At 56.2% G+C, this 14,322-nt stretch carries 12 protein-coding genes; 3 read left to right on the top strand and 9 right to left on the bottom strand.

What is annotated here, in order from left to right; genetic code table 11:
• Positions 1 to 130: 130 nt before the first annotated feature.
• Positions 131 to 739, bottom strand: a complete 609-nt coding sequence (locus L2731_RS16730) for a TetR/AcrR family transcriptional regulator (RefSeq protein WP_011864105.1) — start codon at positions 737 to 739, stop codon at positions 131 to 133.
• Between the two features lie 116 nt (positions 740 to 855).
• Here L2731_RS16730 and L2731_RS16735 point away from each other — a divergent pair, with 116 nt between their 5' ends.
• Complete coding sequence (locus L2731_RS16735; protein ID WP_249254568.1) at positions 856 to 1,998, top strand: MBL fold metallo-hydrolase; 1,143 nt, start codon at positions 856 to 858, stop codon at positions 1,996 to 1,998.
• A 67-nt stretch (positions 1,999 to 2,065) separates the two neighbouring features.
• On the opposite strand, the gene L2731_RS16740 is transcribed toward L2731_RS16735, so the two are convergent.
• Positions 2,066 to 2,536 carry an Hsp20/alpha crystallin family protein gene (locus L2731_RS16740; protein ID WP_239853018.1) on the bottom strand — a complete coding sequence of 157 codons (471 nt, stop codon included), beginning with the start codon at positions 2,534 to 2,536 and terminating at the stop codon, positions 2,066 to 2,068.
• Between the two features lie 378 nt (positions 2,537 to 2,914).
• Between L2731_RS16740 and L2731_RS16745 the strand changes: the two genes are divergently transcribed.
• Positions 2,915 to 3,394 carry a hypothetical protein gene (locus tag L2731_RS16745; RefSeq protein ID WP_249254569.1) on the top strand — a complete coding sequence of 160 codons (480 nt, stop codon included), beginning with the start codon at positions 2,915 to 2,917 and terminating at the stop codon, positions 3,392 to 3,394.
• A gap of 80 nt (positions 3,395 to 3,474) precedes the next feature.
• On the opposite strand, the gene L2731_RS16750 is transcribed toward L2731_RS16745, so the two are convergent.
• The 7 genes from L2731_RS16750 to ilvC form a co-directional block, all read right to left on the bottom strand.
• Positions 3,475 to 4,617 carry a pyridoxal-phosphate-dependent aminotransferase family protein gene (locus tag L2731_RS16750; RefSeq protein ID WP_249254570.1) on the bottom strand — a complete coding sequence of 381 codons (1,143 nt, stop codon included), beginning with the start codon at positions 4,615 to 4,617 and terminating at the stop codon, positions 3,475 to 3,477.
• 230 nt (positions 4,618 to 4,847) lie between these two features.
• Positions 4,848 to 6,398 carry a threonine ammonia-lyase, biosynthetic gene (gene ilvA, locus L2731_RS16755; protein ID WP_249254571.1) on the bottom strand — a complete coding sequence of 517 codons (1,551 nt, stop codon included), beginning with the start codon at positions 6,396 to 6,398 and terminating at the stop codon, positions 4,848 to 4,850.
• 1 nt (position 6,399) lies between these two features.
• A complete protein-coding gene (ilvD, locus tag L2731_RS16760; RefSeq protein WP_249254572.1) occupies positions 6,400 to 8,250 on the bottom strand; it encodes a dihydroxy-acid dehydratase in 1,851 nt (616 codons plus the stop codon).
• A gap of 113 nt (positions 8,251 to 8,363) precedes the next feature.
• Positions 8,364 to 9,287: a branched-chain amino acid transaminase gene (locus L2731_RS16765; protein WP_249254573.1), complete on the bottom strand. Its 924-nt coding sequence runs from the start codon at positions 9,285 to 9,287 to the stop codon at positions 8,364 to 8,366.
• Between the two features lie 26 nt (positions 9,288 to 9,313).
• On the bottom strand, positions 9,314 to 9,583 hold the full coding sequence (gene ilvM, locus L2731_RS16770) for an acetolactate synthase 2 small subunit (protein WP_249254574.1): 270 nt from the start codon (positions 9,581 to 9,583) through the stop codon (positions 9,314 to 9,316).
• Positions 9,580 to 11,253: an acetolactate synthase 2 catalytic subunit gene (gene ilvG / locus L2731_RS16775; RefSeq protein ID WP_249254576.1), complete on the bottom strand. Its 1,674-nt coding sequence runs from the start codon at positions 11,251 to 11,253 to the stop codon at positions 9,580 to 9,582. The genes ilvM and ilvG overlap by 4 nt, the downstream gene beginning before the upstream one ends.
• 508 nt (positions 11,254 to 11,761) lie before the next feature.
• Positions 11,762 to 13,243, bottom strand: coding sequence for a ketol-acid reductoisomerase (ilvC, locus tag L2731_RS16780; RefSeq protein ID WP_249254577.1), 1,482 nt, complete (start codon positions 13,241 to 13,243; stop codon positions 11,762 to 11,764).
• A 179-nt stretch (positions 13,244 to 13,422) separates the two neighbouring features.
• On the opposite strand from ilvC, the gene ilvY reads away from it, so the two are divergent.
• Positions 13,423 to 14,307: an HTH-type transcriptional activator IlvY gene (ilvY, locus tag L2731_RS16785; protein ID WP_239853028.1), complete on the top strand. Its 885-nt coding sequence runs from the start codon at positions 13,423 to 13,425 to the stop codon at positions 14,305 to 14,307.
• The last annotated feature ends 15 nt before the right edge of the window (positions 14,308 to 14,322 follow it).

The raw sequence follows: 14,322 nt of genomic DNA on the forward strand, positions 1-14,322 counted from the left end.
GGCTAAGTGCTCATCTCGACCTGAGGTGAGCATAAAACGTCGGTCTAAAGCTCAGATACACAAAAGCCTAGTCATTGGGATATGACTAGGCTTTTTATTTGGGCAACCACCAATGGCCGGGGAGCCAGCCCTAGGTATATTGCTTGATGATCATCTCGACCACAGTTTGGGTGATCTCATCGAGCTTGGCCTGGCTAGGCAGAGGCTCACCCTGGATCAACTGAGGCCAGAAGCAGTAGGCCTTGATCACAGCGGTAAACTGAACCACCAAGATCTCGCTATCCTTCGCCTTCAACGCACCGGCGGCGATCGCCTGATTGAACCAGTTCGCCAGTGGCGACTCCTGCTTACTAAACTCCGACATGGCGTCTTGAATCAGCTCCGGCTTGTGAATCGCCTCGGCAATGATCACCCTAGCCGTATCGATAAACCCCTTAGCACTTAACAGCTTAATCTCGTGCTGCACCAATTGGGTCAACTGTGAAGCCAGGCTCTCCTCGGCGCTGAAGGGTAAAGATTCGAAGGCACACAGCATCTCCATCATCTCGAGCATGATGGCACTAAACAACGCCTCTTTGCTGGGGAAATGGTTGTACACGGTGCGCTTGGACACATCGGCACGTTTGGCAATGTCATCCATACTCGCTAGGCTAAATCCCTTATTTTGAAACTCCACACTGGCTGCCTCGACGATGGCCGCGCGTTTCAGTTCCGAGCGAGTTAATTTTTTCTCTATCATTTTAAATAACTTATTAGGTTTACCTTGGCGAATTGCAATTATTTTACACTTATTAGTTTACTTTTTAAACTAAGATTATGTAAACTACACCGACTAGTTTACATTTGGCGATTGCAATGAAACGCAAATATCTCATCTCACTTGGCATCATACTCGGAGGCGGCATGCTGACATCTAACCTAATCAACTCCTCTTCGGCGCCGCAAGCCCTGGCCTCAGGTGATCAACTTGCCAGCAGAGAGCCTGCCGCACACCACAGATCAGATGGCGGCTTTCAAAATACCGCCGTCAATCTCACCGAGAACAGCGGCATGGGCGCCATCCTGATGCGTTACCTGACCGAGACGCGAGTCGATGCCAGTCCTTCGAAGGCAATCCCCTTGATGCCCCTGACCCGCGATGGCATCGCCGCGCTGCCTGACTCTCAGGACAGCGTGATCCGCCTGGGCCACTCGAGCATCTTACTCAAGATATCGTGTCAAACCTGGCTGATCGATCCCGTTTTTAGCAACCGAGCCTCCCCCTTCAGCTTTATCGGCCCTAAACGCTTTCATCAACCGCCGATCGCCCTCGAGCAACTTCCCGAGATCGACGGCGTGTTGATCAGCCACGACCATTACGATCACCTGGACGAAGAGAGCATCAAGCGATTCCACCACAAGGTAAGGCGTTTCATCGTGCCCCTGGGCGTCGAGCAACACCTCTTTCGTTGGGGCGTGACCAGAGACAAGGTGCAGTCACTGGACTGGTGGCAGAGCGTGACGCTTGGCGAGCTCAACATCACGGCAACGCCGACACAGCACTTTTCCGGCCGGGGACTTTGGGACAAGAATCAGACCCTCTGGGCCAGCTATGTCATTCAATCTGACAAGAGCAAGCTGTTCTTCAGCGGCGACTCCGGCTACTTCGACGGCTTCAAGGCCATAGGCGAGCGGTTCGGCCCCTTCGACCTCACCATGATAGAGACGGGTGCCTATGACAAAGACTGGCCCAGCATCCATATGACACCTGAGCAGAGCCTGCAGGCCCACCTGGATCTGGGCGGACGTCAGATGATGCCGATCCACAACGGTACCTTCGACCTGGCCTTTCACAGCTGGTACGAATCGCTGGAGCGCATCGCCGCCCTGGCCGCCGATGCCAATACGCCGCTCGTCACGCCAGTCGTGGGACAGATACTGGATATTCACAACGCGCCCGAAAGCGTCGCCTGGTGGCGTGAGTTAGTCGACCTGCCCAAGCTCGCATTAGCGCAATGATATAAAAAGGCGCCCAATTAGGCGCCTTTACTCTATCGATTGATTTGCTAGTGGTTAATCAAAGCTGTTATTCGTGGAAATCGACTTTCACCTTCTTAGCATCTTGCTGCAACTCGGCAGGTTTTGGCACATGAATGGCGAGCACACCCTTCTTGTATTGGGCGGTGATCTGGTCGGCGTCGATATTGAAGCCTAATGGGATCTGCCGTTGGAATGAGCCAAATGAACGCTCTCTAAGGTGATAGCCCTTTTCATCTTTCTCCTGCTCATGACGCTTCTCACCGCTGATGGTGAGGTAATTACCGCGGATGTCGACATCGATATCCTTCTCTTCCATATCGGGCAATTCGGCCTTGATTTCGACATATTCGGCACATTCTTTGACATCTATGGCAGGCATGACACCCATCTCGGCGCGGGCGTTGGGCCAAGTGGTTAACCAGTCTTTAGCAAAATCATCGAATACATTGTCTAGCCGCGAATGCAGAGCGGTTCGCGGATCATCTTTATGAAAGATGGAGGGGAAGAAAGATCGCATAACAAGCTCCTTTGTTGGCTGAATCTCCCTAAGGCAAGATTCAGAGGATTTACGAACAGCCCAAAGCGCAAGCCCTCTGGACTCCCTGATCTAATTTTAGTCCCTTAGTCCCAATTTTTACTACTGGCAAGGCACTATCTACAGCCGAATTAATCCAGATCAAAACAAGGTGAAAAAGCCTATTTTAGGGCAATATTCGGGCACAAAATATGCCCTCACCACCAAGGGAAAACAGCTCCCGAATCAGACAAGACAAAGGCAATATTATTATGAGGTTAGACAATTTTTTACCTCACCAGTCTCGACAAAATTTTTGAAGACAGCCGGGGGAGACTTAGGTATGCTTTGAATGACACTCTTCAACGAAAGGAATCGTTAATGGACACAGCATCCATCGACAAGGGCGCGGCATCTGAGCCGTCACAAGCAACCGCCTCAGCAATCACTCAATCAAACTCTCAGCCAGACTCTCAGCTACATACCCAAGCAAACATTCAGCCCGCTATGCAGGCGCCGAGCACGCCAACCGCATCTGCGTTAAAACACTCGGGCCTTGGTATCGCCGCCTTCATTCTGAGTATTCTCTCGACTCTGCTCATCTTCGCGCTAGTCACCATTGCTGGCGTCCTGGAGGCGACCACGCCCGGTGGCATAGATGAAACCTCTCCCGAGGCGATCATCGTCGGCATGCTGATCTTTGCCTTTATCGGCCTAGCCTTGGTAGGCTTGGGACTGGGGATTGGCGGCCTGGTTCAGAAACAACGCAAGAAGATCTTTGCCATTCTGGGGACCATATTCTCCTCGGTGACCATAATGGCGACCCTGGCGCTCATCGCTTATGGCACCACGATAGACTAAATCAAAGGTTTTCCCTCTAAACAGGGAGGCGCTAACAACAAAAAAGGGGCCTAAGCCCCTTTTTTAGATTTGCAGTTGGTTTAACGCAGCACTTCCTCTAACGCTCTTAGGCAGAGGGCGACATTCTCGCGCCGCGCCCCAAAGCCCATCAGGCCGATACGCCAGGCCTTTCCGGCGAGGGCACCCAGTCCGGCACCTATCTCAAGGTTATAGTTTTCAAGCAGTTGCTTACGCACGGCGCCATCGTCGACGCCCTCGGGGATATAGACGGCGTTGAGCTGCGGCAGGCGCGAAGATTCCTCGACCACAAACTTAAGCCCCAGGTTTTCCAGTCCATCACGCAGCAAACCATGCATAGACTGATGTCGCGCCCAGGCATTTTCCAGCCCCTCTTCGGCCAGCAGGCGTAACGACTCATGCAGCGCATACAGGGCATTGACCGGCGCCGTATGGTGATAGCTGCGTTTTCCGCCCGCATCCTGATCGCCACTCCAGTAACCCATGACCAGGCTCTGATCTAAAAACCAGCTCTGCACCGGCGTCTTACGCGCCTTGAGCTTCTCTACTGCCGCCGGCGAGAAAGAGACAGGTGACAGGCCAGGCACACAGGAGAGACACTTCTGACTACCGGAATAGATGGCATCTATGCCCCACTCGTCGACCCTAAGCTCTACGCCGCCGAGGGAGGTTACCGCATCGACGATAGACAAACAGCCGTGAGCCTTGGCCAGCTGGCACAAGCCCTTGGCATCCGACAGCGCCCCGGTCGAGGTCTCGGCATGCACAAAAGCTAAGAACTTGGCATCGGGATGAGCCTTAAGAGCCGCCTCGACATCGCTCAGTGACACAGGCGTACCCCACTCGTTGTCCACCACCACGGCAGTGGCATCGACACGCTCAACATTCTGGCGCATGCGCTCGCCGAATACGCCGTTACGACAGACGATCACCTTCTCGCCCGGCTCCACCAGGTTAACGAAACAGGTTTCCATGCCGGCGCTACCTGGCGCCGAGACCGCCAGCGTCATGGCATTTTCGGTCTGGAACGCATATTGGATCAGCGCTTTAAGTTCGTCCATCATGCCGACAAACAGGGGATCCAGGTGGCCTATGGTCGGTCTTGCCTGCGCCGCCAAAACCTCGGGATAGACATCCGACGGGCCCGGGCCCATCAAGACTCGGCGTGGGGGATTAAAAGGGGTAACTTTGGGTGCTGCTAACATCTCATATCCTCTATCAAGCCTTAGCTTGAGAAGTTAGGGTTAAGGCTAACTGTCGTTTTGATTTGATGACGAAGGCTTTACGCCCCATCATCACCCTACGGATGAACAGTTACTTTCGTGCCATGCCTGGCATCTTATTGTTTTGAATCTGTTGCAAGATAACATAAAAAAAGGCGCCATCGCGCCCCTTTAACGTTAAAGTTTGTCTCTGCTCGCGAAAGCAAAAAACATTAGTCGCGATTATCCAAAAACAGCTTATAGGCCGGGCTTTGGGTCTCTTCTTGATAGACGAAGCCCAGCTCGGTAAGAAACTGCTGGAAGGCGACGCTATCGCTCTCGGGCACCTCGAAGCCGGCCAACACCCGCCCGTAGGCGGCGCCGTGGTTACGGTAATGAAACAGGCTGATATTCCACTTGCTGCGCAAGGTGGTGAGAAACTTAAACAGGGCGCCCGGATGCTCGGGAAACTCGAAGCTGAACAGTCGCTCCTGCAGCGGCTCTGGCGGTAGGCCGCCGACCATGTAGCGCACGTGCAGCTTGGCGGTCTCGTCATGAGACAGGTCCTGTACCTCGAAGCCATCGCCTTCGAGCCTGGCGACGATTTCATCTAACTCCGCCTGACCATGAGACAGGCGAATGCCGGCAAACACCACCGCCTTTTCGCGGCTGGAGAATCGGTAGTTAAACTCTGTCATGGCGCGCTTTTCCAGCAGCTCACAGAAGCGCAGGAAGATCCCCGGACGCTCCGGCACCTTAACCGCCAGAATCGCCTCTTTCTGCTCGCCCAATTCACAGCGCTCGGACACATACCGCAGGCTGTGGAAGTTGACGTTGGCACCACTCAATATGGCCGCCACCTTCTGCCCCTTGCCCTCATCGCCAATATATTTCTTCAGTCCAGCCAGAGAAAGCGCCCCCGCAGGCTCGGCGATGGCGCGGGTATCCTCGAAGATATCCTTCACCGCGGCGCAGATCTCATCGGAAGTTACCGTCACCACCTGATCAACATACTCGCGGGCCAGCCTGAAGGGCTCGGCGCCTATCTGCTTCACCGCCACGCCGTCGGCAAACAGGCCCACCTGTGGCAGCACCACCCGCTCGTCGGCCTCCAGTGCCGCCTTGAGGCAGGCAGAGTCTTCCGGCTCTACCCCGATAATCTTCACCTGAGGCATCACCGCCTTATAGTAGGCCGCGATCCCGGCAATTAGGCCGCCACCGCCCACGGGCACAAACACCACCTCGAGATCCCGCTGCTGTTGCAGCATCTCCTGGGCGACCGTGCCTTGCCCGGCGATCACCGCCTCGTCATCGAACGGCGCCACATAGATGCGCCCCTCGTCGCGGGCGAGTTGCTGAGCATGCTCGTTGGCCATGTCGAAGGACTGACCATGCAGCACTACCGTACCGCCGAGACGACGCACGGCGTCTACCTTGATATCCGGCGTGGTCTGAGGCATGACGATCACCGCGCTGACCCCTCGCGCCGAGGCCGACATAGCGACCCCCTGGGCATGGTTGCCCGCTGACGCGCACACCACACCGCGCTGACACTCTTCCTGACTCAGCTCGGCGATACGGTTATAGGCGCCGCGCAGTTTGAAGGAGTGCACCGGCTGCATATCTTCACGCTTGAGAAATACCTGACACCCGAGGCGCGCCGACAGCTTATTGAGGCTGGAGAGCGGCGTCACCTTGGCGACATCATAGACGGATGACAGCAAGATCTTCTGCAGATAATAGTGCGCGAGATCCAGCTGTGACTGAGAGGCAAGGGCCAACATATTAATCCTCCAGCTTACTGGTATCGCGCACCGCGCCCTTGTCGGCACTAGTGGCGAGCATGGCATAGGCCTTGAGGGCCATGGAGACGGCGCGCTCACGGTTGACCGGCTTCCAGGCCTGCTTGCCACGGGCCTGCATGGCCTGGCGTCGCGTCTCGAGCACCTCGTCGCTCACCGCCAGGGTGATAGAGCGTGCAGGGATATCGATCTCGATGCGATCGCCTGTCTCCACCAGGGCTATGGTGCCACCGGCCGCCGCTTCGGGCGATACATGGCCGATAGACAAACCCGAGGTGCCACCAGAGAAGCGTCCGTCGGTGATAAGCGCACAAGAAGTGCCCAGCCCCTTAGATTTGAGGTAACTGGTGGGGTAAAGCATCTCCTGCATGCCTGGGCCGCCCTTAGGGCCTTCGTAGCGAATCACCACCACGTCCCCGGCAACTACCTCGCCGCCTAAGATACCGGCCACGGCATCATCCTGGCTCTCATACACCCTGGCATGACCGACGAAGGTGTGGTTGGCCTCATCGACCCCCGCCGTCTTGACGATACAACCATCGACGGCGATATTGCCGGAGAGCACGGCCAGGCCGCCCTCCTGGCTGAAGGCAAACTCGCGGGTGCGGATACAACCCGCTTGACGATCGACATCCAGGCTCGGCCAGCGACAACTTTGGCTAAAGGCTTTTGTGGTCGGAATACCCGCAGGGCCCGCCGCAAAAAACTGCTGCACCGCCTCATCCTGGCTCTGGGCGATATCATATTTAGCCAGCACGGCCTTGAGGTTCTCGCCCGCCACATGGCTGACATCTGTGTGTAACAGCCCAGCTCTGTCCAGCTCACCCAGGATGCCCATCACGCCACCGGCGCGATGCACATCTTCCATATGATACTTAGGGGTCGACGGCGCCACCTTACACAGGTGCGGCACCTGACGCGACAGGCGGTCTATATCGGCCATGGTGAAGTCAACCTTGGCCTCCTGCGCCGCCGCCAGCAGGTGTAACACGGTATTGGAAGAACCGCCCATGGCGATATCCAGCGCCATGGCATTCTCGAACGCCTTGAAGCTGGCGATATTGCGCGGCAATGCCGACTCATCGTCATCGCGATAATAGCGGTTGGCCAGCGCCATCACCCTACGCCCCGCCTCTAAGAAGAGTTCACGGCGATCGCTGTGGGTCGCTAACATCGAACCATTACCCGGCAACGACAGACCAAGGGCCTCGGTCAGACAGTTCATCGAGTTGGCGGTAAACATGCCCGAGCAGGAACCACAGGTCGGGCAGGCGCTGCGCTCTATCTTCTCGCTGTCTTCATCCGAGACGCGATCGTCGGCCGCCGCCACCATGGCGTCCACCAGGTCGAGCTTGATCAGCTTATCCGACAGCTTGGTCTTACCCGCCTCCATGGGGCCCCCCGAGACAAACACCACTGGGATGTTGAGCCTGAGCGCCGCCATCAGCATGCCTGGGGTGATCTTGTCACAGTTGGAGATACACACCAGGGCGTCGGCGCAGTGGGCGTTCACCATGTACTCTACGCTGTCGGCGATCAGCTCCCGCGATGGCAGGGAGTAGAGCATGCCGCCATGGCCCATTGCGATGCCGTCGTCCACGGCGATAGTATTGAATTCTTTGGCGATACCGCCCGCCTCTTCGATGGCACCAGCCACCAGCGAGCCCATATCCTTAAGATGCACGTGCCCCGGCACAAACTGGGTAAAGGAGTTGGCAATGGCGACAATCGGCTTACCAAAATCGCTGTCTTTTACCCCGGTCGCCCGCCAGAGGGCTCGGGCTCCGGCCATGTTGCGCCCTTGAGTACTGGTAGCTGAACGTAGTTTTGCCATGACACTTTCCTTATTTTGCGTTTGGCGGCCTGGCCACCTGAGCTGAAATATTGCCCCAGCGGCCAATTGGCGGCCGGGGCTTTAATCTTATCTTATATGCTGTGGTTTGCGCCTTAAAGCGGCTCTAACCAGCCCCACTTATCCTGGGTCTCACCATTAAACAGGCCGAAGAAGCTTGCCTGCAGCGCCGCCGTCACCGGGCCGCGACCACCTGCACCCACCTCGATACGATCGACGCTGCGCACCGGCACTATTTCGGCGGCGGTTCCCGTCATGAAGATCTCATCCGCCAGATAGAGAAATTCCCGCGACATAGGCTCTTCGACCACCTCATAACCTTTATCTCTCGCCAGGGTGATGATGGTATCGCGAGTGATCCCCAGCAAGATGGCGGCCGTGGCTGGCGGGGTGTAAAGCTTGTTCTTCTTCACCACAAACAGATTGGCACCAGCGCCTTCGCTCACCAGGCCGTTGACGTCTAGGGCGATCCCCTCGTCGAAGCCGTTACGCTTGGCCTCGGTGGAGATTTGCAAAGAGGAGAGATAATTACCGCCCGCCTTGGCGCCGGTTGGAATCGTGTTCGGCGCCAGACGATTCCAGGAGGTCACGGCCACATCGACGCCGCGCTCCATGCTGTCCTCGCCCAGGTATGCGCCCCAAGGAAAGGCGGCGACCATGAGATCGCACTTGGCATCCTTAGGCGGGGTGATCCCCATGCCCACATCGCCAAAAAAGACCAGGGGGCGAATATAGGCGCTGTCGAGTTGATTGCTTTTGACTATGTCGCGGCAGGCCTGCATGGTCTGCTCAAAACGATAGGGAACAGGCATGCGATAGATCTTGGCCGAGTCATACAGGCGCTGCACATGATCGGTTAGGCGAAATCCCGCCGGTCCCTGTGGCGTGTCGTAGACGCGGATCCCCTCGAACACCGAGGTGCCGTAATGCAAGGCGTGCGACATCACGTGTACCTTGGCATCCCCCCAAGGCATGATCTCTCCATTAAACCAAATCAACTCTGCTGTTTTTGCGGCCATCTTCTCTCACCTGTCTGTTTCGCGTCTTAGGCGCTTGCGTGTTGGGGGTATCTTGTCGCGGCGGGCTTGGCCGAAAGGACCTCGCACTCGGTAACATCGATCAGTTTGTTCAGCTGATGACTCAGAAGCTCGAGCGCGCGATCGCTCTCCACCACCATGCCGAGCCGGGTGGTACCATTGTCACCCAGGTGCATATCCATCTCTGTGACCTTAAATCCACGGTGACGTGTGACTCGCAGGACACGTTCTACCACCTCGGGTTGCTGGGCTAGGGTTAAGGCTAGGTTATAGATCATGTCTGCTTCTCCATCTCATCCATCATGTCGCGGTTACTGGCGCCGGGCGGCACCAAAGGCCAAACGTTGTGAGCCTCGTCGATTCTTACGTGCAGTAAGAAAGGCCCCTTTGCATCGAGCAGCTCGTCGAGCGCCGACTCCACCTCACCCACCTGGGTGATGGTGCGACCCGGGATGTCGAAGGCCGAGGCCATGGTGACAAAGTCCGGGTTGTCGGAAAGGTCTGTCTCGCTGAAACGCTCTTCGAAAAACAGCTGTTGCCACTGCTTCACCATCCCCAGCTTCTGGTTATCGATCAGCAAGATCTTGAGCGGGATCTGACGTCGCTTGATGGTAGTCAGCTCCTGCACATTCATCATGAAAGAACCATCGCCGGAGACGGCCACCACACAGGCGTCGGGTCTGGCGACCTTGGCGCCGATCGCTGCAGGCAAACCAAATCCCATGGTGCCCAGGCCTGCACTGGAGAGGTGATCTTCCGGGCGTCTGAACCACATATGCTGGGCGACCCACATCTGATGCTGACCCACGTCGCAGGCCACCACGCTGTTCTCGGGCAACTTAGCCGCCAGACGGTTGAGCAGCTTAGGCGCGAAGATCAGATCTCCGGGTCTGTCGTAACTCCAGGCATGCTGGGCTTTCAATCTGGCCACCTCGGCAAGCCAGGGGACTATCTCCAGCGGCTGCGTCAGTGCGGGAAGGATCTGACGTAGGTCTCCGGCCATGGCCACATCCGGGCGTCTAAGCTTACCCAGCTCGGCGATATCGATATCCAGGTGCACCACCTTGGCATGTTCGGCGAAACTGGCCAGACGCCCGGTGACTCTGTCGTCGAAACGGGCACCGACCACCAAGAGCAGGTCGCACTCCTGCACCGCCAGGTTGGCCGCCTTACCGCCGTGCATGCCCAGCATGCCCAGATAGCCAGGATGGTCATGGGCTATGCTGCCCAGCCCCTTGAGGGTCGCCACCGAAGGCATGCCTGTCTTGTCGATAAAGCCTCTCAGTTGCTCGACCGCACCCGCCATGCCCACGCCGCCGCCCACGTAAAGCATGGGGCGCTGTGCCTGGGCAATCAGCGCTCTGGCGGCATCAAGTTGACTGGATTCAACTTCGGGTTCTGGCTGTATCGCCTGGAGTGGCGCCTTGTAGTCCAGCAGGGCGATCTGGATATCTTTGGGTATGTCCACCAGCACAGGGCCGGGGCGGCCGGAGGCGGCGATTTCGAAGGCGCGATATAGGGTAGGCACTAACTCATCGACATCTGTCACCATGAAGCTGTGCTTGGTACAGGAAAGCGACATGCCCAGCACGTCGATCTCCTGAAACGCATCTGTGCCGATCACTGCGGTAGACACCTGGCCCGTGATGGCCACCAGAGGCACAGAATCGAGCAGGGCATCGGCGAGGACGGTCACCAGGTTTGTGGCACCTGGGCCCGAGGTGGCGAAGCAGACCCCCGTCTTGCCGCTGGCTCTGGCATACCCTACGGCGGCGAAGGCCGCGCCTTGTTCATGACGACTGAGCAGATGTTCAACCGGCGCACCGACCAGGGCATCGTAGATGGGCATGATGGCGCCACCTGGATAACCAAATACCGTGGTCACGCCGTGCGCGGCCAATGCCTTGATGACGGCGTCTGCGCCTCTGATCTTCTGCCCTTGTTCCATCTGCCCTATCCTGCGTAATTAAGTGTTTTTCTGGGTTAAGCAAGTCATGAGTGCTAAAAACAAAAAACCCCCGGTCCTTTCGGAGCGGGGGTTCTTGTTGCAATCTTGACCTGATTAGGTGTATCGACGCGCCATGCGATGCCCCCGCTGTGATTTAATAATCACTACGGTAATAATCTCAATAATGAGGAGGGCAGCTTGGTTAAACATGGTGTCTTTCTGTTTCCTAATCTTTGTTTGCTTAAATTCTGTATCTCGGTCGACTCAATTTAGCCGACCTTTTAATCAATACCACAAAGCCAACGAATAACACAACCAAAACCTGCGACTATCTGTAAAAAGCCTGGTCACAGGCGTCTTGGGCAGCGCTAGCAAGCCAATCAAGACCAGATATTTCCCTACTCATGTGACTCTCGGGTTTGACTCTTGGGCCGGCCCAAATTCGACAAATCGAAACAGAGAGGACTCGGCCCAACCACTAAAAATCCGTGGATTAATGTATTGATAATTAAGCTCCTTCTACGATGCGCTTCATCTCGGTCATGTAACCGCGAAGCTCGGCGCCTATGTACTCAACCGCAGTGTGACGGATAGCATCGTTCACCTCGATCAGACGCAGGTTATCGACGCCGTTGCCACTGTCTTTCAGGCCGCCGCCCAGGTACTCGGGAGACATCTGATTCACATAGTCACGCAGCAATGGTACGGCCGCGTGGTTAAACAGGTAACAGCCATATTCGGCGGTATCTGAGATCACCACGTTCATCTCGTACAGACGCTTACGGGCGATGGTGTTGGCGATCAGCGGTGTCTCGTGCAGCGACTCATAGTAGGCCGACTCTTCGACGATACCGGCCGAAACCATGGTATCGAAGGCCAGTTCCACACCCGCCTTGATCATGGCGACCAGGAAGATCCCCTTATCGAAGTAGGTCTGCTCGTCGATCGCCTCATCACATGCTGGGGCATTCTCGAAGCCAGTTTCATTGGTCTCGGCGCGCCATTTCAGCAAGTTGGCATCGTCGTTAGCCCAGTCTTCCATCATGGTCTTAGAAAACTCACCGCTGATGATGTCGTCCATGTGCTTCTCAAACAGTGGCTGCAGAATCGCTTTGAGCTCCTCGGCCATCTCGAATGCCTTGATCTTGGCAGGGTTAGATAGGCGATCCATCATGTGAGTGATACCACCATGCTTAAGCGCTTCGGTCGTGGTCTCCCAACCTTGCTGGATAAGCTTGGCGGCGTAGCCAGGCTCGACGCCATCGGCCACCATCTTCTCATAGCCCAGGATGGCACCGGTTTGCAGCATGCCACACAAGATGGTCTGCTCACCCATTAAGTCTGACTTCACCTCGGCAATGAAAGAGGAGTGCAGTACGCCGGCGCGATCGCCGCCGGTTGCGCTGGCATAGGCCTTGGCCACTTCCAGGCCATCACCCTTAGGATCGTTCTCAGGGTGCACGGCGATCAGAGTCGGTACGCCAAAACCACGCTTGTACTCTTCACGTACCTCGGTGCCTGGACACTTAGGTGCCACCATGATGACAGTGATGTCGGGACGCACCTGCATGCCCTCTTCCACTATGTTAAAACCGTGAGAGTATGAGAGTACCGCGCCCTGCTTCATCAACGGCATCACGGCATTAACCGCATCCGTGTGTTGCTTGTCTGGGGTCAGATTAAGCACCAGATCCGCCTCCGGGATCAGCTCTTCGAAGGTACCCACGCGGAAACCGTTGCCGGTGGCTTTCTGGTAGGAAGGACGCTGCTCGGCAATCGCCTGCTCACGCAAAGCGAAGGAGATATTCAGGCCCGAATCGCGCATGTTGAGACCCTGGTTAAGGCCTTGGGCGCCACAGCCCAGGATGACGATATTCCAGCCCTTGATATAGTCACAGCCTTGACTAAATTCGCTGCGGTCCATAAAACGACATTGGCCAAGTTGCTCTAATTGTTGGCGTAAATTCAGAGAGTTAAAGTAATTAGCCATCAGATTCCCTACCTTTAAAACGAAACCGTTGAATATGGGCTCAACCGCCTTGGCCAAGCTGTGATTGCAATCAACTATAGCCCATGTACTTCATTGCTTAAAATGATATATTCGAAATGTCACGTTGCATAAAATGCAATATTTAGCTCAACAACTAGACGATAAGACGAGGCGGGATCTTGGATATTCGTACCATCAAACTCTATCTGCACCTGAGCAACAGTCTCCACTTTGCCCGCACCGCGCAGCAGATGCATGTCAGCCCCTCCACCCTAAGCCGCGCCATGCAGCGCCTGGAAGAAGAGGTGGGCGCCAAGTTGTTCGAGCGCGATAATCGCAGCGTGACCCTCACCAATGCCGGCATCGAGTATCGCCACTTTGCCGAGCAGACGTTAGATAACTGGAGCAAGCTCAAACACAGGCTGGATCCCAAACAAGATCTGCTGCGCGGTCGCCTCAACATCTACTGCTCGGTCACCGCCGCCTACAGTCACCTGCCGGCACTGCTGGATCGCTTTCGCAACGAACATCCCATGGTGGAGATCGCGCTGACCACGGGAGACGCCGCCAACGCAGTGGAGATGGTGCGGCAAAACCGCGCCGACATCAGTATCGCCGCCAAGCCCGAATCTCTGCCGGAATCCTTGCATTTCATCAAGATAGATAATGTGCCGCTGGTGATCATCGCCCCCACCTTCAAGTGCGCCGTGCAGGAGCTGCTGACCGAGCCCTACATCCCCTGGGATCGACTGCCTTTCATCCTGCCGGAACACGGCCCGGGACGGCTGAGAATCGAGAACTGGTTCAAGCAACTGGGGCTCAATGCCAATGTCTATGCCCAGGTTTCCGGACAGGAGGCGATCGCCTCCATGGTGGCACTGGGCTGTGGGGTAAGCATTACCCCTGAGGTGGTGATTCAAAACAGCCCGGTGAAAGACAGAATCCAGCAGCTGGCCTCACCAGTGGCAATCCCCCCCTTTGAGCTTGGTTGTTGCAGCAAGAAGAGTCGCGAAGATGAGCCTGTAATTGCCGCCTTCGTGAAAGAACTCAATGAGGTCAAGTAGCAAAAAAGTGGCAGA

The sequence above is a fragment of the Shewanella aquimarina genome, assembly GCF_023349185.1.
GTDB lineage: Bacteria > Pseudomonadota > Gammaproteobacteria > Enterobacterales > Shewanellaceae > Shewanella > Shewanella aquimarina.